This window comes from Peribacillus asahii (assembly GCF_004006295.1).
In the GTDB taxonomy this organism is placed as follows: domain Bacteria; phylum Bacillota; class Bacilli; order Bacillales; family DSM-1321; genus Peribacillus; species Peribacillus asahii_A.
Genome location: NZ_CP026095.1, coordinates 479731 through 500703, shown reverse-complemented (window position 1 = coordinate 500703; position 20973 = coordinate 479731). Strand labels below are relative to the sequence as shown.

Genomic DNA, 20973 nt, shown 5'->3' with positions numbered 1-20973 from the left:
TGATTACCTATCTCATTTTGCAACTGTAATTTCACCATTGATAGTCCTTAATTTTACAACATATTTCCCTTTTCCAATTACCGTAGATCCTTCATATTTATCGAGAATACTAATGTCTCCATTAGCAACTTCCACATCAAAGGTTGTGTTGGTCGGTTCCTTTTCTGTTCGAACGATAATTTCTCCGTTTGCAGTTGTCAATTGCATCATGCGATCCAAGTCTTTCGTTTCAACTAAAATTTCACCATTCGTTGTAGATCCAATAATATCTCCTTCTACACCTTGTAAGTAAATTTCACCGTTCGCCGACTCAACGTTCACACGCTTAGCCATAATCGTATCTAATTCTATCTCTCCGTTTGCTATTTTCACTTGTAGATTATTTACCCTCATTTGTTCGATTTGAACTTCACCATTCCCGTTCTTAATGGTAAAATCTTCATATTGTTTTTCCGGTAAAAAGATTTTTAAATGCTGTGATTGGGTATGAAACCCAAAACGAAACAACCATTTTTCTTTTAATTTAAATGAAACGGAAAGGATGTCTCCTTCTACTTCTGTTGTAAAAGTTGATTCGCTCCCTTTGTATCCTTTCGTCACGAGTTCTATCTTAGCTGCAGAATCTTTTGTAGGAATAATTTCTACTCTCGCATTGTCACTATCTACCTTCAAGGCCGTAAATTCCTCTTTAATAACTTTTTCTTCCATCGTTGCATCCGCTTCAATCGTTGAAGGATAAGTGAAAAGACCTCCGACAACACCAATTGCTAACAAAATAAGAGCGATAATCGATAATTTTTTTATATTAATCATGCTTCAGCCCTCCTTTTACAAGCGATACATTAAATTGCAAATAGCGAATAAACCCTTTGGTTAACGCCTTTGTTGCGAATAACATTCCAATTCCAACAAAAATACCGATTCCACATAATCCGATAGCGCTAAATACATCAAACAACCAAAAGTCACCCATTATAATATTAAACAGCACACCTAATGGAGAAAGAATGAACGATAAAGAAACAACCCAGCCAGCAAAAAGAAGAGCTAATAACCCAATAAATGGACCCAATACAATCACAAGGTTAAAAAAGCCTAACCCGATCACCGCCCAAACAGCACGCATAATATTTCCGGCAGATGCTGAATGCTCCACTTTTTCAATGCGCGCAGAAGCTACTAGCTCTTTCGCGATTTGCTTAGGAGAACCAAGTGCCTTTGAAATTTCCTCTTCAGTCTTTCCTTCCTCTAAACCAATTGCAAAATATTCCTCATAATCTTGCAGAATCTCTTGACGTTCCTCTACCGATATATTGCTTAAAGATAACTGTAATTGATGTAAAAACTGTTCTTTATTCATGATTTACACCTTCTTTTATTAATTGATTCACACCGTTTGAAAATTGAACCCATTCTGCCAAAAGTTCATGAAGATAATTCCTGCCTTTGTCGGTTAACGCATAATATTTACGCGGCGGACCTTCTGTCGATTCCTTTAAATACGTTGTGAAATATTCTTCTTTTGTTAATCGTCTTAACAATGGATATACCGACCCTTCGGAAATTTCGATTTGATCGGAAATCTTTTGCACCAGCTCATAACCATAGCAATCTTTTTTATCCACTAAAACAAGGACACATAGTTCTAAGACCCCTTTTTTAAACTGAACGTTCACAATCTCACCACCTCTTTCTTTAAACCCTTTAGTACTATTCATTGTATAGTACCTATCAGCATCTTATACATTGATTTTAATGTATCATATGCTACTGTTCATTACAAGGTATTGTTTTATATTTTTCCAAAAATGAACTATTTTTACAAAAGAACCGATATACTAATTAAAGATGAAAGGAGTGAATGATGTGGTCAAAAAAGCTGTAAAAAAGAAGGACTATGAATTTCTATCACATGAAATGCACTACCTTGAAACAGCAGGAGTGATTTCATCTGAAGAAAAAGAGAAAATCTTAAACACGTATGAAATAAAACCGGGATCAAGTTTTATTCAGATTGTATTAACAATCGGGGCCTTACTTCTAGGAATCGGGGTTTTAAGTTTCGTTGCAAGCAATTGGATGTATCTCCATAAAGGAATTAAATTTTTCTTAATTATTGCTGGTATCATTGGGTTTCAACAAGCTGGGCTTCGTCTTGAAGCAACCTATCCCAAAACAGCTCGAAGCCTCCATTATATTGGACTATTAATTTTTGGAGCGGGCATTTTCCTTGTAGAACAAATGTTTAATCTTAGCATTAATTTTAATAACTCCTTTCTCCTATGGGCACTTGGAACCATACTTATTGGTTATTATTTAAAAGATGTACTCATTTTACTTTTTACAACACTTTTACTATTCATTTATATAAACGGCAGTATGTTTTTAGACGAAACAGCTTATCCATTTGCCATTCTGATTTTTTTACCGGCTCTTTACTGGATGTTAAAAGAGTTCCGTTTCCCAAAACGTTTCACCTTCTCTTTAAATGCACTAGCGATTAATACAATTATCTTATTGTTATTCGAATTCGTGCCGAAAATAATCGATGCTTATGAGGAAGAAATTGTTCTTTCAATTTTATTCGTACTCGGATTAGCCCTAGCCTATCTGCCGGTTCCAGAACAAGTACAAAAGATTACCCACTTACAAGGTCATCTGTTACATGGCATAACAGCGCTGTTTCTTACGTATCATTATTCGATTATCTTTGCAATTGCCTATCTTATTTTCCTTCTATATCTCGTGAATAAAGGAAGCTTAATTAGCATTGCTATTATTTGTGCACTAATCTTACGCTATTACATGGATTTCTCCTTTGATTTCTTACCAAAATCGCTTGTTTTTATCATCGCAGGCATCATTTTAATCGGTTTTGGCTTCTTCTTTGAGCATCAACGAAAGAAAGGAGAAACGAATCATGAAGAATAACCTTTTCATGCGAATACTAGTCTTTTCGATTCCTGTTTTACTCTTAATTGGATTAGCAATTCCACCTACATGGACCTCTTTAACAGGAGAAGAAATTCGATTAAAAACCGAGCCTATCGATCCGACCGATTTATTTCGCGGCAGTTATGTTACTTTGTATTATGAAATTGAACAAGTGACATCGGAACAACTATCTGACTCTGTTGTTAAAGAAATGGAGCGTAAATCAGAAGGCGATATACTTCCTGTGTTTGTTCAATTAGAAAAAGGAAGCGACGATATTTACAACGTCAAAAAGGTTACAAACAAAAAACCGTCAAGTGGCGTTTATCTAAAAGGCACCTTAAATATTCCATATGAAATACAAGTCACGCCTCCAGAATCATTTCATATTCAATACAATCTGGATAATTACTACGCTCCCAAAAAAGATGCGGAAGAAATCGAAGCTGTGACCTCCACTAAACCAGCATTAGCGATTGTCAAAGTAAAAAACGGCCGTGCTATTTTAATGGATATTATTGTTCCGTAACAAAGCCATTATAAAAAAAAGAGGGTAAATCAAATGTAGATACTTTTGATTTACCCTCTTTGTCTTGCCCCTATTCATTCACCTCCCCTCATTATTAAAAATCAGTAAAATACTCCATAAAACTAGTAACATAAACCAAAGTTTGGTAACTTAATAGAAGGAATGAATTTAATCGAAACCATAACTGCTCTTTGTCTTCTATATTGCTATAAGATAGGTCCTACTATCTATATAACTTTCAATAATAAGTCCGAAGTATTATATATACGCTATATTTTTTAATCATTATGACTGAAGCAAGATTAATATGAAAGCAAGGTGAAAAGAATGAAAAAACTAGGAAAAACACTCATTTTATCAACAAGTATTTTGATAGGCGTACCAACCGTCTCTATGATGCCACTAGGAATAACTACCGTTGAAGCGAGTTCTACTGAAAAGATTAGTAAAACCTCCTATCAAACAACAGCTAACTTAAATTTACGAGCTGGGGCCAGCACAAAAACGAAACTCATCCTTACGATTCCAAAAGGAAAAATCGTCACGTCTACTGAAAAGAAAGGGACATGGTCTAAAGTATCTTATACATACAAATCGAAAGGAAAAAATATAACGAAGACAGGCTGGGTCAGCAATAAGTATTTAAAAGAACATTATCAATATTCAACGATCAAAGCAGCCTATTTTTTCACTCAAAAACGAACAAGCCTATACTCCACACCTGACACAAAGAAAAAACAAGTGATAACCGTTTCAAGTAATAATGGCTTTTATTCGCAACAAAAGATCATTAATAGTACGGGTCAAACATGGTATCGTATTGCCTATAAAGGAAAAACCATGTACGTAAATAGCAGCGATGTGAAGAAAAACACCTTCACCTCTTTTTCAGAAAAAAAATATAAGGCAAAAAAAGACACATTTTTGTATGAATTTTATGGAAATGCCCATAAAAAACTAGTTCAAGTCCCTAAGGATGCCATTCTTTCCTCTAGTAAGAGAATTGGAGATTGGTATAGTGTAAGATATGCTGGAAAAACAGGATATGTTTATATTGGGGAATTTTCTGAGTACGCTGATGAAATCACCTATACGTATACGGACACTAGCGAAACTTTCTACATAACAACAAAAGAAGCTAATCTATATGCCGCTGCCGACTCTACAAAGGAGAAAATAGCTACTATTGCTGCTAATAATAGATTTGCTTCTACGCAGAAGGTAGAGAATAGTCTTGGCGAAACATGGTATCGTATTTCGTATAATAATCAAGATGTATATATCAACAGCCAAGATGTACGTACCGATTCCTCTTCTGACATAGACATAACAGAAGAAATAATCCCAGAAACTACATTTGTCACAACAATAGATGTAAACTTACATCAAAAGCCCGACGCAGCTTCATCTATTGTAAATACGATATCGAAAGACACAATCATTGTCGCAACAAAAAAAACATCTAATGGATGGTATCAAGTAAACAACGCAGGAAATATAGGTTATGTTTCTAGCGATATATTAAAACAAGTGAGAACGGGTGATCCAATGAACGATAGAGAAGGTTATCAATTCATAGATTTACGTACACAATCGCTCGTTACAGCCAAACAAATTGATGACTATATTGAAAAGAATTATAAATCTCATGGACAAGTCAGCGTGTTAACAGGAAAAGGTCAAGTATTCATTGAGGCAGGAAATAAATATGGCGTGAACGCTCTTTACCTAGCCGCTCATGCAATCCATGAAAGTGCTTTTGGTACCTCTCAAATTTCGTTAGGCAAAAATAATTTATTTGGTTTTGGTTCATATGATGCCAGTCCATATATCGCATCATATCGCTTCCCTTCCATCGATGAGAATATTATGTACATTGCACAACAAATGAAAGCTACGTACTTGAATGAAGTGTCTGGAGGCTTCCGCTATAAAGGGGCTTATCTCGGCTTCAGTACCAAGGATTTGAATAATAAACGGTTAGATGCTAATAGTGAGGGAATGAACTTCTATTATGCAAGTGATCCAAACTGGGGAAAAGGAATCGCAAGACATATGCAAGCAATTTTGCCATATGATAAATCCTATTACAGCAAAGCAGCAGCTAATAAAGAGATTCAAACATCACCACCCACTCCGATTGGCAGTGATATTTTCCCGGACAACATCCAAGCAAAAGCCAATCAAGATTTAGTCCTTTCTAACAGTAAAGGGGCTAATGATCGTGCATTAACACTAAAGAAAGGCTCTACTTTTACTTTACTTGAAAAAGCAAATGACTATTGGGTGAAAGTTATGGTAGAAGATAAGATTTACTGGACCAAAGATATTAACTTTGTAGAGTATAAAAAGTATATCTCTGTTCAAAACTTAGGTAGAACAACGGCAAATGATCTAAAAGTCAGAGAAGGTGCAAGCACTTCAACTGATGTCATTACTGCACTAGATATGAATACGTATGTCCACTTAGTGCTTAATGAAAATGGAACTTTAACGATGGACAGCTCAAAGAAATGGTATAAAGTCGAATTGACGGATGGCACAATTGGATGGGTGCATTCTTCGTATATTGCAAAAGAATTAAATTAATGATAGACAGGCAAAAAAATCCGAAGAGAATGTAAATTTCTCCTCGGATTTTTTCATTAAACAATACCGTTAATGAGTTCCATGTATTAGATAAATATTCTCTAAGATCTACATTACGGAATCCACTTGCTCCCATCTTCACCGTACTGCTCCCCATCGCTTATAATCTATCACCAAACGTGGTACTATAAACACATGAAGGAAAAAGGAGGAAATAATTTGAAAGCTGAAATAATCGAACGATTCACTTCCTATGTAAAAATAGACACTCAATCCAATGAAGCAAACGCAGCATGTCCATCTACTCCAGGACAATTAATCCTTGCAAATCAATTAGTGGAAGAGCTAAAAACGATTGGCATGGAAGACGTGACTATTGATACAAACGGATATGTGATGGCCACACTGCCTTCTAATACAACGAAACAAGTACCAACGATTGGATTTTTAGCCCACGTGGACACAGCCACTGATTTTACAGGGAAAGATGTAAAACCGAAAATTGTGGAAAACTACGACGGCAAGGAGATTAACTTAAATAAAGAACTCTCTGTCATTTTATCTCCGAAAGAGTTCCCTTCACTCTCTCAGTATATCGGACATACACTCATAACAACGGATGGAACAACACTTCTTGGAGCCGATAATAAATCCGGGATTGCTGAAATTATGACTGCTATGGACTATTTAATAAAACATCCGGAAATTAAACATGGAAAAATACGTGTAGCTTTTACACCTGATGAAGAAATTGGTCGAGGCCCTCATAAATTCGACGTAGATGCCTTTAACGCCAAATTTGCCTACACAGTTGATGGCGGTCCTCTCGGTGAATTAGAATACGAAAGCTTTAACGCAGCTGGTGCTAAGATTACGATTAAAGGGACGAATATCCACCCTGGAACAGCGAAAGGAAAAATGGTCCACTCTTCCAAAATTGCGATGGAGCTGCATAGCAAACTGCCTATAGCCGAGGCACCTGAATATACAGAAGGATATGAAGGTTTCTATCATCTTCTCTCTTTCAACGGAGGTGTGGAAGAAACAAAATTATCCTACATTATTCGCGATTTTGATCGAAATCAATTTAACGAGCGAAAACAGTTCATTAAACAGATTGTAGATGAGTTGCGTGAAAAATACGGCCAAGATCGTATTCTTCTTGAGTTAAATGATCAATATTATAATATGAAAGAAAAAATCGAACCCGTTAAAGAAATTGTCGACATCGCCTCTCAAGCTATGAAAAATTTAAACATCGAGCCAAAAATTTCACCTATTCGCGGCGGTACAGATGGTTCTCAATTATCTTATATGGGACTGCCTACACCAAATATATTCACAGGCGGCGAGAACTTCCACGGAAAATATGAATTCATTTCCGTCGATAATATGATAAAAGCAACCTATGTCATTATTGAGATTGCAAAGCTATTTGAAGAAGCAGGAGAATAATAAAAAAGTGCCAGATGCCTTTTCATAAGATAAGGCACACTGGCATCTTTTCATGTTATGACAATGATTGTTGGCTTCTTTCCTTTTCCTCTAACGCGCCGTAATACATATACATATTTTTACCCAATGATTTAGAATAGTACAACGCATCATCAGCATGCTTATAAAGTGCTTCTAAATCTGTTCCATCATTTGGATATAACACACCGCCCACACTAACCGTAACGTTCTTGCTATGAAGGATTTTATTCCCTTGTGAAAGTAACTCTGATGTGCTATCACAATCATTAATCCATGGTCTATTTAAGGCGTCTATAATAAAACAGGCTATTTTTTGAAGTTCTTCCTGATCACTTATATTTTCAATGACTATAGCAAACTCATCTCCACCAAACCTAGCAATAAAAGTACCTTCCGGCAAAGTCTGTTTCATATACGCAGCCACGTACTTTAATAAAATATCTCCTTTATCATGCCCCAGTGCATCATTAACTACTTTAAAATTATCCAAATCTAATAACAACATTCCAAATTTCTTTTTATGCTTCATTAAAACTTCATTGACTTCACTTTCAAATGCCGCTCGATTTTTTAAACCCGTGAGTCCATCATGAAAAGCTAAATACATCGGTTTTGCCACCATTTTTGTTATTAAAAAGGCTAAGATAATGGCTAAGATTAAGGTCCCTACAAACTGAAAGATAAATGCCAACTTATTTTTTGACAATTCCTCTTGTACGGCATCTTCATTGTATACAATCTCTACTAAACGAGTTGTGGAATGACCTCTGCTCTCAGCCGAATGATATTTTACATATTTATAGACAACATCTTTACCCTTATATGTATCGCTAAATAGTAACGTATCTTCATCATCTTCTAGCCACTCTAAATATTTTCTACGATCCACACCTAATCGATTGCCTTCTGGTGAAGATTCTCCTATTAAATATCCATCATTGTTATAAATCGCTATGTTCTCAATAAATTCGTACTTCTCTTTCAACTCTTCAATTGTTTTTAGAAAATTAAACTTATTAAAAATTTCATCATTTTGTAAATCGTACCCTAATTCAATGATATATTGATGATCTTTTGTCGGCAGATAACTAAATTTTTTCAGCTCTCCTGTTTTTTGCTGAATATCCACTCCATCATGTGTAAACCCTCCGTTTATTCTCCTATCGTCCAATAATTCTGAAAATTCTTTGCAACACTGACTAAAATTAATACCGATATCCTTTTGAAAGCTACTATGAATAATGGTATTTTCATTATTAATAATATATACATCCATACCTAATTCATTTTTTAAGGCCTTGAAATTCCACTCATTAAAGTTGCTATTCTTCTCATATTGTTCTAATAACTCCATTGAGTTTTTTTCCATAACCTTTGCAATGCTATTATCAAATATTACATAGGCTTGATCTACATCTTTTAAAACCTGAACAATATTCATTTCTACCAATTCGATTTTGGTCTCATGATCCTCTATTAATTTCTGGCTCATTCTATTCATATCAACCAATGATAATAACAAAATAAGAAGGACTGAAAAGAGAGTCATCATCATTAATAATTTCCATCTAAATTTCTTCAACAATAGTACCACGCTCTTTTTAAATTTAATAACAGAGTAGTTATACAAGGTGCTGATTTTAGTAAAGTAGATTTATTCTTAAACATATATCACCTAAAATATATAATAAATACCTTTATTTTGATATCATACCATAAAAAACATTCAGTTTATATGAATTAATCCTAGCACTTTACCCTACCCAATAAATAAAAAAATACCAGAAACCCAAAAGGTAATCTGGTACTTTTTTATTTATCGCATTCATTTATCTCGAAATTTTACGGTATAAATCATGCTCCTTTATATAGGAATAACACTCATCTGGAAGTAAAAACTCTGGATCACCATTTCTCGCTAGTTCTTCTCGGATATACGTAGAGCTAATTTCCATTGCAAGGCCTTTATCTAAAAATTGAAATCTTCCATCATCATAATTTCTTAGCAAAGCTGAAGAACTAATCGTTTTCAATATATCAATTCCATTTCTAGCCATTACAATAAATTGATTATTGGCAATTAATTGTTCATCCATCCTCCATTTCCCCTCAGCAATATCGACTAAAAGATCCGCCCCCATAATGAAAAAAAGTTCTGCTTTAGGAAAGGTTTTTTTGAAATATTCCATCGTATAGTACGTATATTGCTTCCCAGGTAAAACATGTAATTCATACGTATCTAAGAGAAAGGTCTGTTTATTCTTAATAGCTAAACGGACCATTTCTTCTCGATGTTGATCAGATGTTTGCAATTTCTTATCTACTCGTTTATGAGAGGAAGGCAAAAAGATGACAAAATCTAACTTTTTACGATGACGAACTGTATTCGCGGTCCATAGATGCACATTCGTAATCGGATCAAAGGATGAACCATACACGCCAATTCGTGCTCCCTCTTTAAATAACGCATCGACATCCTTACCTGGATTTAAATTTTCAAAGTATAATTTAGTTGCTGCCGGACTCATCCTTCCCCCTCCTTATCCTTTATGTTTCTTTCAACTTAGCTACTTTTTCTTGCACAGTAGCAATATGCTGCATTTTATTTTCCCAACACTTTGTACTAAGATCTACCGGATATTCTTCTGGATGCAAAATGCGTTTATATTCGTCCCATAATAACTTTAAGCTGTCTTTTGTATATTGTTGAATGTCATAAATATCAGGTAATTCATATACTAATGTTCCATTCACAAATATGTCATGATGCAAGTTTCTTGCTTCAAAATTCGTAACAAACTTACTAATATAAGGATGGACTGGATGGAACATTTTTAATTTTTCTTCTTCTTGAACCTGTTCTTCTTCTAAAGCAATATAATCTCCCTCAGAGCGTTTATTAGCTTGATTAATAATTCGGTACACTTTTTTCAGTCCGGGTGTTGTAACTTTTTCAGGATTAGCAGAAATTTTAATCGTATCTACCATGTTTCCAGATTCCTCTTCAATTGAAACTAATTTATACACAGCTCCAAGCGCCGGCTGATCATACGCTGTAATAAGCTTTGTGCCGATTCCCCAACTATCAATTTTTGCCCCTTGAGATTTTAAGTTCATAATCGTATATTCATCTAAATCATTAGAAGCAATAATCTTCGCCTCTGTAAAACCAGCATCATCCAACATTTGTCTAGCTTGCTTAGAAAGATAAGCCAGGTCACCGCTATCTAGCCGAATACCGATAAAATTGATTTTATCGCCTAGCTCTTTTGCTACTCGAATAGCAGTTGGAACCCCTGACTTTAACGTATCAAAGGTGTCGACTAAAAATACACAATCTTTATGACAGCTTGCATATTTATGGAAGGCTACATATTCATCTCCATACGCTTGAATCATTGCATGAGCGTGAGTACCTGAAACAGGGATTCCAAATAATTTCCCCGCTCGAACATTACTTGTCGCGTCAAATCCCCCTATGAAAGCGGCTCTTGTGCCCCAGATTGAGGCTTCCATCTCTTGAGCTCTTCTAGTTCCAAATTCCATAGCTATTTCATCGCCTACAACTTGTTTGATTCTAGAAGCTTTCGTTGCGATTAATGTTTGGTAATTGACGATATTGAGCAAGGCTGTTTCAATGAGCTGTGCTTCTGCCAACGGTGCTTCAATACGCATAATAGGCTCATTCCCAAAAACTAATTCCCCCTCCTTCATTCCCTGAATGGTTCCCGTAAACTTTACGCTGCGTAAATATGTTAAAAACTCTTCATTATATCCTAATTCATCGCGTAAATATTCAATATCACTATCACTAAAGGCAAACTGATTAATATACTCAATTACTTTTTCTAATCCCGCAAAAACAGCATAGCCATTTCCAAAGGGAAGTTTTCTAAAGTACAGTTCGAATACAGCCTTCCTTTGATGGATGCCATCACTCCAATAAGCTTGTGCCATATTAATTTGATATAAATCGGTATGAAGAGCTAAACCATCATCTCTATATGATCTTTTCATCATCTTCTCTCCTTTTACTTATTCAATTTGATCGAATTTCAGCACCTAAACTATTTACAAAGTGCGTTAATGCCCATTTATGTCCCTCTTCGTTAAAACTAGCTACTGCTTTTTCATGTACGACGATATGATATCCAAGATTATAAGAATCTACTGCTGTATGCAGCAGACAAATGTCTGTACAAACACCAACTAAATGAACTTCTGTTATTCCTCTTTCACGAAGCTTAAGATTCAAATCCGTTCCTGCAAAAGCGGAATATCTTGTTTTGTCCATCCAATATACATGGGCCTCATGTTGATACTGTTCGTATAACGATTGCAAATGTCCGTATAATAATCTGCCCGATGTTCCTTTGATATTATGAGGTGGAAATAAACTTGTTTCCGGGTGAAAAGGATCCTCTTTCTCATGGGCATCAATCGCAAAAACGACAAAATCACCTTGTTCTATAAACTCTTTTGTTAGACTAACAATCGTTTCTTCAATCTTTTCTGCTGGCTCTCCTACCGGCAAAGCTCCATTAACAAAATCATTGGTGTAATCAATATTAATCAATGCTCTTTTATTCATTTATACCCTCTCCTCTTGTATTTTATATTAATGATTAACTAAACGTTAATTATTTTTTAAAAAAAAGAGAAACAACTCGGCACATCTTCTCTTTTTCGGAAGCTTATTTATAAATACTCTTCACAGGTTTTTGATCATTAAACCGATAAAGCTTTGTTTTAAACTTTGAATTTCTTTGAGTTGTTTTTGGATTTCCTTCTTTATCACACACTAATTCAATAAACGGTAATTTGGGTGCTTTTCTCCAAAAGAATGGTTCCGATTTTACTACTTCATCCACTATATCTTCTGCGACAGATAAAATAACGCTTCGCAGCTCTGACAATGTAAATTCTTCAGGTAAGAACTCCCTGGCCAACGTTGTTTGAACCATATCTAATTGAATGATAGTCAAGGCATCTTTTATAATCTTTTGATGATCAAAAGCCAAAGGTAAGGTAAAGACTTCTTCTATAGTAAACAATTCCACTTCGGCGGCATCATCTCCTGCTTTGCGCATAGATAATAAATACTCTGGCACGACTGCATAATGAGAATTCGTAATAATCCAACCTCTGGGATCTCTTCCTTCCTTATCATATACCCCAAAATGTTTTACGTGAATATTAGTCACACCTGTTTCTTCTTCAAGCTCTCGCCGAGCAGCTTCATATGCCGTTTCTGTACTATCAATAAAGCCGCCAGGTAAGGCCCATTTCCCTCCTTCAATATTCGGTTGCCCTTCACTATTTTTTAAAGAACGTTTGATTAACATCACCTTTAACGTCCTTCCATATACCGCCTCTTCATCTTGAACAATTGTAAAAATTACGTTATCACTCGTATAGCCATCAGGCGTCTTATATTGACTTACCTTATATTCTTTAAGTGCTTCCTCAGGTTTTACGAACTCCTCTGACATACCTTTCACCTCATAACAAACATTCAAACTTTTTATACATCCGTTTCATTTATTAATGTTTAACTAATCGTTAATCAAATAATACAACATACATAATCTTTTTGCAAACCCTTTTATAAAAAACGAATAAAAACCAGGTGCTGCTTTATGCAGTCACCTGGCTCTTGTTCTTACGCTTTACTCTTCCACTGTTCTCCTAAGATCTTCTCATTACTTGCTCCTGAACTCAGCCCAACATATTTATAATTCGGCGTAAAGCTTGAGAATTTAATCGGGCAAGCTATCTGCCTTTCATTTCCTCCATGGACATTCGGAACATCGACAAGCATGCCGCGCGCTTTCATATGCGGATGCTCACAAGCTTCTGCAAAGGTTAAAACGGGCTCGACACATGCTTCAATTTCTGTAAAAATATCATGCCACTCGGCAAACGTCTTTGTTAGGAAAGCCTCTCGAACAATTGCTTTAAACTCTCGAATCTGTTCCGGTTCCTGACTCATACTCATCTCAAATAGTTCAGGACGCTCGATGCCTTCGCACAATCGTTTCCGAAATACAGGCTCTAAACTGCCTACGGAAACATATCGACCATCTTTGGTTTCATAAAAATCATAGAATGTACCGCCATTTAACAGCATGTCCTCTGGCTCCAAATCGATTCCATCATTTAAATACGTGGGTGCAGATAATGCGTTTAATGTAAAGCTGCAGTCTGTCATACTAATATCAATATATTGACCTTCTCCCGTTTGCTCCCTATATAAAGCGGCCGCTAAAATGCCCGCTACTGCATGCATTGAACCGCCTGCGATATCAGCAATTTGGGTGCCATTCTTCGCTGGTCCTTCTTTTTTCGTGCCAGAATAGCTCGATAAACCAGCCATGGACACATAGTTAATATCATGACCTGGGCGATTTTTATAAGGACCTGTTTGTCCAAACCCTGTAATTGAGCAGTAAATTAGACGCGGATTGATTTGTTTCAAAGTTTCATATCCTAGTCCTAAACGCTCCATCACACCTGGGCGAAATTGTTCTAGTATAATATCATATTCTTCCACTAATTTTTTAACTGCTTCAATCGATTCTTGCTTTTTTAAATCTAACGTAATAGACTGCTTAGAACGATTTAAGTATGGATCCATTGCCCATGCTTCTACACCAGAAGGCCTTTCAACCCGAATTACATCAGCTCCCAAATCAGCTAACAGAAGCGTAGCAAATGGCCCCGGCAGCAATGTTGAAAAGTCTAATACTTTTAAATTGGATAATAGTGTCATTACCTTCTCCCTCTCCGAAACATATTCCATATTAAAAAACTAACTTGTATATAGTTTCTATATTTATACAAATTATCCTTTTAAAACCACAAGAATAACTGATAATCCCCTCTAAATTTAGGATATTTTGTAGAAATATAAGGAAATAAGAAACATATTCCCTTATGGATATTAGTCTCTTTCCAAGAATGAGAAGATGAATGCCGTTTTTAATTATGTTAAATACGAATATAAAAAAGCAGCGAGCTCCAAACCTGCTGCTTTTTTTATATTCCTTTACGCTAAATGAGATTGTGACACACAAGAGTCTTTCCACTTTTGCAATTGCTTCATTCCCCTTTGAGAACGCAGCTGCTCTTTGGCCAGCGCAATTCCCTCTTCAATCGTCGGGGCAGCACCAAAAAGATAATAGCGAATACCTGTATTAAAGAGAACTTGCTTGTAATAATAATTCAATTGTTCCGATGTCTCGCCGCTTAATAAAGCGAGAATAATATCAGCTTGTTCTTTACGAGTCAGCTTTTCCTTCTTTTCTTCCTCAAACAGACCATACTCATCAGGCTTGACAATGAAGGAATCCAACTCATTATTCTTTAATGTATAAATAAAACTGTTGCGATGAACGGGCAAATCTTCAGAACCCTCTACCCCTTGAACAATATAAACATTTTCATAAGGTAGGCTAGCAAAAATCGGGGCAATCTTGACAATTGCTGTTCGATGAAATGCCCCCATCATCAACGATTTTGCATTGGATATATTCAAAAGCTTCTCCACTGTGTTCATTAAAGTACGAACACCCAACTCTTCACGAATGGAGCGCAATTGTGCTAAAGACGGACAAAATCGATCTGCCCAAGCAAATCCAATGTTAGCAGAATCGATGGTTTCAGAAAGAGATTGGACATCTCGATTTGTGTTTACCCCTAGTTCTTCCACAATTTCCTTAATAGACGTTCCATACCTTGGCGGTAATGATTCACTACTATGCAAAAAAGCTGGAAGACCACTTTCAGCTAATAAAATAGAGGCTGGTACTGTCGCAGCAAATAAATTTCTGCCTGTATACGCTCCAGCAAAATCGACTATACAATCACGGATAGACTCTTTTATAGTTAGCTTGTCCGTATTCTCTTGAAAAGTCTGAACAAATGCCAGTAACTCTTCTGGAGACTCCATCTTAATACGCTCTGCAATAAAATAAGCTGCAATTTGAGCATCTGTTGCTTTTCCTTCTACGATGAAACGCGCAAGCTCTCTCGTTTGTTCATAGGAAAGATCTTTTGCACCACGCTTGCCTCTGGCTACTTCTTTGATCCATTGTTGCAATGTATTTCACCCTCTTAACTTAAACATATTCATCACTCTGTATATAATTAAGCATACTGGGCTAAAACCATTCCTTCCTCTTGTAACGCTTCATTCACCCGGTCTGCCAAAATTTCTCTAAGGTATGGATGGAATCCCAAGTAATCACATAGAGTAATATCCTTATCTGATTGTACCATATCAATTGTTTTTTCTATACCTTTAATTAGCAGACCTGTAAATAGTAAATATGGAATGACTATAATGGAATCTACATCTCTTGCAAGGGTTTCTTCTAACAAGTCTTCAAAACGAGGCTTTGCTGCGGCTAAAAAACATGGAGCCACATAAGAGAAGTTAGTTTTATTGTGGAAAAGGTGAATAATTTCTTCAAAATTTCGAATTGTATCTGCATCACTACTTCCGCGTCCCACCAATAGAATTGCTGTATTCTCATCTATAACGGTTGTCTTTTCTTGAATTCTTTCTAATAAAATGTCCACAATTCTTTCATGAACGCCAAAAGGCTTGCCAAAAGAAATTTTCACATGGGGATAACGAGCTTGTAGAACTTCTAGTTCCTCTGGTATATCCTTTTTAACATGTCCCGCCGCTAATAACAGAACAGGAATAACCGCTATTTCTGTTGCTCCTTGTTCAATACACCGGGTAAAGCCTTCTTCTATTGTCGGATGAGCCAATTCTAGAAAACTAATTTCTTGAATCGGCACTGACACTAATTGTTGCGTTTTTTGAACAAATTCAATGGCTTGCTGACATCCTTCCTGTACTCGACTGCCATGGCATACATATAAGACCGCCTTCATACGCTTTCCCCTTCTAAAAACCATTTAGATTCCACTAAATTAGCTTCCTTAAACCAAGCAATTTTCTCTCTTACTTTCACTACTTCTCCAATAATAATCATACTCGGATTTTCAATCTTTTTCTCTTTCACAACTTCTACAATCGTACTAAGTGTACCCGTTACCGTACGCTGTTCCGCCTTTGTTCCCCAATGAACTAACGCGATTGGCGTATCAGCGCTCTTTCCATTATTAAGCAATGATTGACAAATATATGATAGATTGCCGACTCCCATATAAACCACGAGAGTATCTACCCCTTTCGCCAACCCTTCCCAATTGATATTGGTAGGCTTCCCTTTTACACCATGACCCGTTATAACCGCAAATGAATTTCCATACTCGCGGTGTGTAACGGGAATTCCCGCATAAGCTGGTGCTGCAATTCCTGATGTAATACCTGGAACAATTTCAAAAGGAATACCATTCTCCACTAACGCCTCGGCCTCTTCAGCCCCTCGACCAAATACAAAAGGGTCACCACCTTTTAAACGGGTGATAACTTTATCTTGTTTTCCGCATTGAACTAATAGAGCATTAATCGCTTCTTGTTTCATCGTATGATTATTCGGAAGTTTACCACAATAAATAAGTGTGGCATCCGGTTTCGCTTCCTCTAATAAACATTTATTAACTAGACGATCATATAAAATAATATCCGCTTCTCGAATACACTTTAATGCTTTAATCGTAATTAAGTCAGGATCTCCAGGACCCGCTCCAACTAAGTATACTTTTCCCATCTGCTGTCCCTCCTTAGCTTACCATTCTCTCTCGCTTGCCTTTATCGTTCTTCACCTGTTCTTTCCCTTTGTTCACTTCTCTGCTTCGGTATGTGACGTATAAAGCAAGTCCAGTAAATAACAAACCACCAACAAGGTTCCCAAGTAACACTGGGGTTTGGTTCCATATCCACCAATGAGACAGCGTAATATCCGCGCCTAACATCATTCCAGCGGGTATAACGAACATATTGACGACCGCATGTTCAAATCCTTGAGCAAAAAACAGTAAAATAGGCAGCCACATCGCAACGATTTTTCCAAGAGTTGCTTGTGATGTCATGGCCATAACAGCTCCTAACGCCACCATCCAGTTACAAAGAATTCCCTTTACAAAGACAATAAGCAATCCTGCAGTCCCTAACGCTGAATAGCCTAGCGTTTTTGCTTCAGCAACCTGAATAATCTTTTGGGCTACAGCATGGTCCGTCACATGCCCCAAATGAGTAGCGGCAATCACATATAACATCGCATAAAAAGAACCGCCAATAACATGGCCAACGATTACCCAGAACCAGTTGGTCAGCATTTCTTGCCACGTTGCCTTCTTTTCTAAAACAGCTAAAGGAATTAAAGCAAAATTCCCTGTAACCAATTCTAGTCCAAGCAGAATAATAATTACAAAACAAGCGGGGAAAAGCAGTGCACCTACAATCCCCATTTGTGTTTGTGTTTCTGCAGTAAAGGCTAGAGTGGTGCCAAAGCCGAGAAGTGCCCCGGCTAATGCCCCTCTTATTACAAGGTCTCGAACGGGAAGCTTTGACTTAGCAGCTCCTGCTTGAACCATATTTTTCACAACTTGTTCTGGCTGTACGTACGTCATCGTGGACTTCCCTCTTTCCTATATTCCTATCTGTCTATATTACTATTTATCTAGAACAATATAAACATCTTCATTTTCTATTTCAACCTTAAATGTATTTACACATCCTCTATCCGGTTTTTGAACTTCCCCATCGCAAACATTGATTTTCCAATCATGCATCGGGCAAAAAACATGCTCTCCGCTTACCATTCCTTCCGCAAGCACGCCCCCTTTATGAGGACAACGATTTTCAATCGCTCGAATTTTACCATTTGCTAAATGAAAGAGCGCAATTTCGTGAGAACCGACACGTACCGTCTTCCCAAGATCTTTTGGTAATTCACTCACTGTTGCAACCTTGATTCGCTGAAGGGTTTTTTCCATAGTCATTTCCTCCTCGTTTTTCATTTGACTCCCGCAGGCACTTTTACACTTTGATATAAATCTTTTAAGATTCTATCGCTGTTAAGCGCTTCTTTCCATGGATCTTGTAATACAGATAATGCTTCATTTAACCGTTGGTTTAACTCGATTCGGTTTTGTTTATCTTCAATAACGGCTCTGATAGAATCAAGACCCATTCGCTCTACCCATACAGAAGTTCTTTCTAAATAGACAGCCGTCTCACGGTAGTATTGGAAATAGGCACCTGTTATTTCAATTACTTCATCACTTGTTTTTACTTTACATAATAGATCTGCTGCCCTTAAATGCGTACCACCGTTTCCTCCCACATAAATTTCCCATGCACCATCTACACCAACAACACCAAGATCTTTAATTCCTGATTCTGCACAGTTACGCGGACAAGCGGAAACAGCCATTTTAAACTTATGCGGTGTGCCTACACGCTCGAATTTCTTTTCTAAAGCAATACCTAAGCCCATAGAATCTTGTGTACCAAAGCGACAGAAGCTTTCCCCAACGCAAGTTTTCACTGTTCGAAGTGTTTTTCCATAAGCATAACCAGATGGCATATCAAGATCTGCCCAAACCTTTGGAAGGTCTTCCTTCTTCACACCAAACATATCAATTCGCTGTCCACCGGTCACTTTTAATAATGGAACATTGTACTTATCCGCAACATCTGCGATTTTCCGTAATTGATCTGAATTTGTAACGCCTCCATACATTCTTGGTACAACAGAGAATGTACCATCCTTTTGAATATTGGCATGAAGACGCTCATTTACATAGCGAGATTCTCTTTCATCCTTATATTCTAGTGGATTAACCATACCTAAATAATAATTCAAAGCTGGTCTACATTTAGAACACCCTTCACTCGTCGTCCATCCTAGAACACTCATCACTTCACGAGTATGAGTCAAATTCTTTTCGCGAATTTCAGCTATAACGTCATCTCTAGATAATGTTGTACAGCTACAAATTGGTTCCTTTTGATTTGATTTACTAAATGCATCCCCTAACGTACATTCCAAAAGATCCGCAACTAACGATTTACAGCCCCCGCATGACCTCGAAGCACTCGTACAGCCTTTGACCTCTTCAACACTCGTTAACCCTTGAGACTCGATCGCTTGAACAATATCTCCTTTTGTAACACCATTACATCCACAGATGATTTCCTCATTAGGCATTGTAGCAACAAGACTAGCACCTGCTTCTTCCCCTTTTTCCGCTTCCAAATATTCTGTAACATCTGCACGTTTATTAATGAAACTTAGTAATTTATTGCCTTCCTTTGTATCGCCGAACAAGACGGCCCCTATTATTTTCCCATCTTGAATAAGGACGTTTTTATATGTTCCCTCCCAATCATTAAAAGATTTAATTGTTTTCGTCTGTTCATTTTCAAAAATTTCCCCCGCCGAAAAGACATCCACACCTGAAACCTTTAATTGTGTAGAAAGCACTGTTCCTTCATATGGATCTCCTTCTATTCCACAAATTCTTTTCGCTAATACCTTCCCTTGTTCATAAAGCGGAGCAACTAATCCATACACTACACCACGATGTTCCGCACATTCGCCCACTGCGTAAACATTCGGGATGTTTGTTTCCATGTAATCATTGACGATGATTCCTCGATTAACTGGAATCTCACTATCTATAGCAAGTTGAATATGCGGCTTAATTCCAACCGCCATTACTACTAAGTCAGCTTTAATTTCTTCCCCATCACTAAAACGAAGCCCCTCAACATGTGTGTTACCAATGACTTCTTGCGTATTTTTTCCAAGTAAAAAGTTCATGCCTTGACCTTCTAATTCCTTTTGCAATAATTTACTAGCTGCTGGATCCAACTGTCGATCCATTAAATAATCAGAAAGATGAACTACGTCAACCTCCATCCCTAAATCCAACAGACCTCTCGCCGCTTCAAGACCTAACAATCCCCCACCAATTACAGCTGCTTTTTTATATTTATTAGAATATTCCATCATCTTTTCGCAATCTTGAATATCCCGAAAACCAGTTACGCCTTCTTTATCCACTCCCGGAATTGGGAGAATAAAAGGAAGCGACCCTGTAGCCAAAATTAATTGATCATAGCGAACTTCGCGATTTTTATCGGAATAAACGACTTGCTTCGCAGTATCAATATGTGTCACTGTTTCACCCGTATATAATTGAATACCGTTCTCCTCATACCAATTCCAATCATTTAAAGTAATATCATCAATCGTCGTATCACCTTGTAATACTTTTGATAATAGGATTCTATTATAATTCGGATGAGGCTCACTTCCGAAAATGGTTATTTCAAAATGGTTTGGTTGAATTTTCAACATTTCTTCGATACATCGAACTCCGGCCATACCATTCCCGATTAATACGATTTTTTGCTTTAACATGTAAGGTCCCCCAATCAATTTAGGAAATGAATATAGTCCAAATTATAAACAGCTCAACAAGAATGTTCCACAGTATTGTCAGTAAATCTAACA

Annotated in this window: 19 protein-coding genes; 4 read left to right on the top strand and 15 right to left on the bottom strand. The window is 36.9% G+C overall.

Annotated elements, in window-relative coordinates; genetic code table 11:
* Window positions 1–12: 12 nt before the first annotated feature.
* From BAOM_RS02535 to BAOM_RS02525, 3 genes are read right to left on the bottom strand one after another with little or no spacing between them, the layout of a single operon-like run.
* Window positions 13–813 carry a DUF4097 family beta strand repeat-containing protein gene (locus tag BAOM_RS02535; protein ID WP_127758925.1) on the bottom strand — a complete coding sequence of 267 codons (801 nt, stop codon included), beginning with the start codon at window positions 811–813 and terminating at the stop codon, window positions 13–15.
* Complete coding sequence (locus tag BAOM_RS02530) at window positions 806–1360, bottom strand: HAAS signaling domain-containing protein (protein ID WP_127758924.1); 555 nt, start codon at window positions 1358–1360, stop codon at window positions 806–808. The genes BAOM_RS02535 and BAOM_RS02530 overlap by 8 nt, the downstream gene beginning before the upstream one ends.
* On the bottom strand, window positions 1353–1676 hold the full coding sequence (locus tag BAOM_RS02525; RefSeq protein WP_119115954.1) for a PadR family transcriptional regulator: 324 nt from the start codon (window positions 1674–1676) through the stop codon (window positions 1353–1355). Before BAOM_RS02525 ends, BAOM_RS02530 begins: the two co-directional genes overlap by 8 nt.
* A 190-nt stretch (window positions 1677–1866) precedes the next feature.
* On the opposite strand from BAOM_RS02525, the gene BAOM_RS02520 reads away from it, so the two are divergent.
* From BAOM_RS02520 to pepT, 4 genes are all read left to right on the top strand, one after another.
* Window positions 1867–2931 carry a DUF2157 domain-containing protein gene (locus tag BAOM_RS02520; RefSeq protein ID WP_164853113.1) on the top strand — a complete coding sequence of 355 codons (1065 nt, stop codon included), beginning with the start codon at window positions 1867–1869 and terminating at the stop codon, window positions 2929–2931.
* Window positions 2921–3463 (top strand): GDYXXLXY domain-containing protein, encoded by a 543-nt coding sequence (locus tag BAOM_RS02515; protein ID WP_127758922.1) that lies wholly within the window; start codon window positions 2921–2923, stop codon window positions 3461–3463. Before BAOM_RS02520 ends, BAOM_RS02515 begins: the two co-directional genes overlap by 11 nt.
* Window positions 3464–3790: 327 nt before the next feature.
* Window positions 3791–6052, top strand: a complete 2262-nt coding sequence (locus tag BAOM_RS02510; RefSeq protein WP_127758921.1) for an SH3 domain-containing protein — start codon at window positions 3791–3793, stop codon at window positions 6050–6052.
* Window positions 6053–6271: 219 nt separating this feature from the next.
* Window positions 6272–7507: a peptidase T gene (gene pepT, locus BAOM_RS02505; protein ID WP_127758920.1), complete on the top strand. Its 1236-nt coding sequence runs from the start codon at window positions 6272–6274 to the stop codon at window positions 7505–7507.
* A 55-nt stretch (window positions 7508–7562) separates the two neighbouring features.
* Here the strand turns inward: pepT and BAOM_RS02500 are convergent, their stop codons facing one another.
* From BAOM_RS02500 to nirB, 12 genes are all read right to left on the bottom strand, one after another.
* Entirely contained in the window at window positions 7563–9113 is a 1551-nt protein-coding gene (locus tag BAOM_RS02500) for a GGDEF domain-containing protein (protein WP_127758919.1), read from the bottom strand.
* Window positions 9114–9357: 244 nt separating this feature from the next.
* On the bottom strand, window positions 9358–10056 hold the full coding sequence (gene nadD, locus BAOM_RS02495) for a nicotinate (nicotinamide) nucleotide adenylyltransferase (protein WP_127758918.1): 699 nt from the start codon (window positions 10054–10056) through the stop codon (window positions 9358–9360).
* 19 nt (window positions 10057–10075) lie between these two features.
* Window positions 10076–11545 carry a nicotinate phosphoribosyltransferase gene (locus tag BAOM_RS02490; protein ID WP_127762419.1) on the bottom strand — a complete coding sequence of 490 codons (1470 nt, stop codon included), beginning with the start codon at window positions 11543–11545 and terminating at the stop codon, window positions 10076–10078.
* A 22-nt stretch (window positions 11546–11567) separates the two neighbouring features.
* Window positions 11568–12119: a cysteine hydrolase family protein gene (locus BAOM_RS02485; protein ID WP_127758917.1), complete on the bottom strand. Its 552-nt coding sequence runs from the start codon at window positions 12117–12119 to the stop codon at window positions 11568–11570.
* Between the two features lie 103 nt (window positions 12120–12222).
* The gene (locus BAOM_RS02480; RefSeq protein WP_127758916.1) at window positions 12223–13020 is read right to left on the bottom strand and encodes an NUDIX domain-containing protein; all 798 of its coding nucleotides are present in this window, start codon (window positions 13018–13020) and stop codon (window positions 12223–12225) included.
* Window positions 13021–13190: 170 nt separating this feature from the next.
* A complete protein-coding gene (locus tag BAOM_RS02475; RefSeq protein ID WP_127758915.1) occupies window positions 13191–14300 on the bottom strand; it encodes a CaiB/BaiF CoA transferase family protein in 1110 nt (369 codons plus the stop codon).
* A gap of 276 nt (window positions 14301–14576) precedes the next feature.
* A complete protein-coding gene (locus BAOM_RS02470) occupies window positions 14577–15629 on the bottom strand; it encodes an anthranilate phosphoribosyltransferase (RefSeq protein ID WP_127758914.1) in 1053 nt (350 codons plus the stop codon).
* A 47-nt stretch (window positions 15630–15676) separates the two neighbouring features.
* Window positions 15677–16435 (bottom strand): sirohydrochlorin chelatase, encoded by a 759-nt coding sequence (locus BAOM_RS02465; RefSeq protein WP_127758913.1) that lies wholly within the window; start codon window positions 16433–16435, stop codon window positions 15677–15679.
* Window positions 16432–17217: a uroporphyrinogen-III C-methyltransferase gene (gene cobA / locus BAOM_RS02460; RefSeq protein ID WP_127758912.1), complete on the bottom strand. Its 786-nt coding sequence runs from the start codon at window positions 17215–17217 to the stop codon at window positions 16432–16434. The genes BAOM_RS02465 and cobA overlap by 4 nt, the downstream gene beginning before the upstream one ends.
* Window positions 17218–17230: 13 nt before the next feature.
* Entirely contained in the window at window positions 17231–18079 is an 849-nt protein-coding gene (locus tag BAOM_RS02455) for a formate/nitrite transporter family protein (RefSeq protein ID WP_127758911.1), read from the bottom strand.
* A 42-nt stretch (window positions 18080–18121) separates the two neighbouring features.
* A complete protein-coding gene (gene nirD / locus BAOM_RS02450; protein WP_127758910.1) occupies window positions 18122–18445 on the bottom strand; it encodes a nitrite reductase small subunit NirD in 324 nt (107 codons plus the stop codon).
* A 20-nt stretch (window positions 18446–18465) separates the two neighbouring features.
* Window positions 18466–20880 carry a nitrite reductase large subunit NirB gene (nirB, locus tag BAOM_RS02445; protein WP_127758909.1) on the bottom strand — a complete coding sequence of 805 codons (2415 nt, stop codon included), beginning with the start codon at window positions 20878–20880 and terminating at the stop codon, window positions 18466–18468.
* Window positions 20881–20973 lie beyond the last annotated feature (93 nt).

Excerpts from the sequence above, each read along its gene's own strand:
- BAOM_RS02535 (WP_127758925.1), bottom strand. The coding sequence starts at position 813 with ATGATTAATATAAAAAAATTATCGATTATCGCTCTTATTTTGTTAGCA.
- BAOM_RS02530 (WP_127758924.1), bottom strand. The coding sequence starts at position 1,360 with ATGAATAAAGAACAGTTTTTACATCAATTACAGTTATCTTTAAGCAAT.
- BAOM_RS02515 (WP_127758922.1), top strand. The coding sequence starts at position 2,921 with ATGAAGAATAACCTTTTCATGCGAATACTAGTCTTTTCGATTCCTGTT.
- BAOM_RS02510 (WP_127758921.1), top strand. The coding sequence starts at position 3,791 with ATGAAAAAACTAGGAAAAACACTCATTTTATCAACAAGTATTTTGATA.
- nadD (WP_127758918.1), bottom strand. The coding sequence starts at position 10,056 with ATGAGTCCGGCAGCAACTAAATTATACTTTGAAAATTTAAATCCAGGT.
- BAOM_RS02490 (WP_127762419.1), bottom strand. The coding sequence starts at position 11,545 with ATGAAAAGATCATATAGAGATGATGGTTTAGCTCTTCATACCGATTTA.
- BAOM_RS02485 (WP_127758917.1), bottom strand. The coding sequence starts at position 12,119 with ATGAATAAAAGAGCATTGATTAATATTGATTACACCAATGATTTTGTT.
- BAOM_RS02480 (WP_127758916.1), bottom strand. The coding sequence starts at position 13,020 with ATGTCAGAGGAGTTCGTAAAACCTGAGGAAGCACTTAAAGAATATAAG.
- BAOM_RS02475 (WP_127758915.1), bottom strand. The coding sequence starts at position 14,300 with ATGACACTATTATCCAATTTAAAAGTATTAGACTTTTCAACATTGCTG.
- BAOM_RS02465 (WP_127758913.1), bottom strand. The coding sequence starts at position 16,435 with ATGAAGGCGGTCTTATATGTATGCCATGGCAGTCGAGTACAGGAAGGA.
- cobA (WP_127758912.1), bottom strand. The coding sequence starts at position 17,217 with ATGGGAAAAGTATACTTAGTTGGAGCGGGTCCTGGAGATCCTGACTTA.
- BAOM_RS02455 (WP_127758911.1), bottom strand. The coding sequence starts at position 18,079 with ATGACGTACGTACAGCCAGAACAAGTTGTGAAAAATATGGTTCAAGCA.
- nirD (WP_127758910.1), bottom strand. The coding sequence starts at position 18,445 with ATGGAAAAAACCCTTCAGCGAATCAAGGTTGCAACAGTGAGTGAATTA.
- nirB (WP_127758909.1), bottom strand. The coding sequence starts at position 20,880 with ATGTTAAAGCAAAAAATCGTATTAATCGGGAATGGTATGGCCGGAGTT.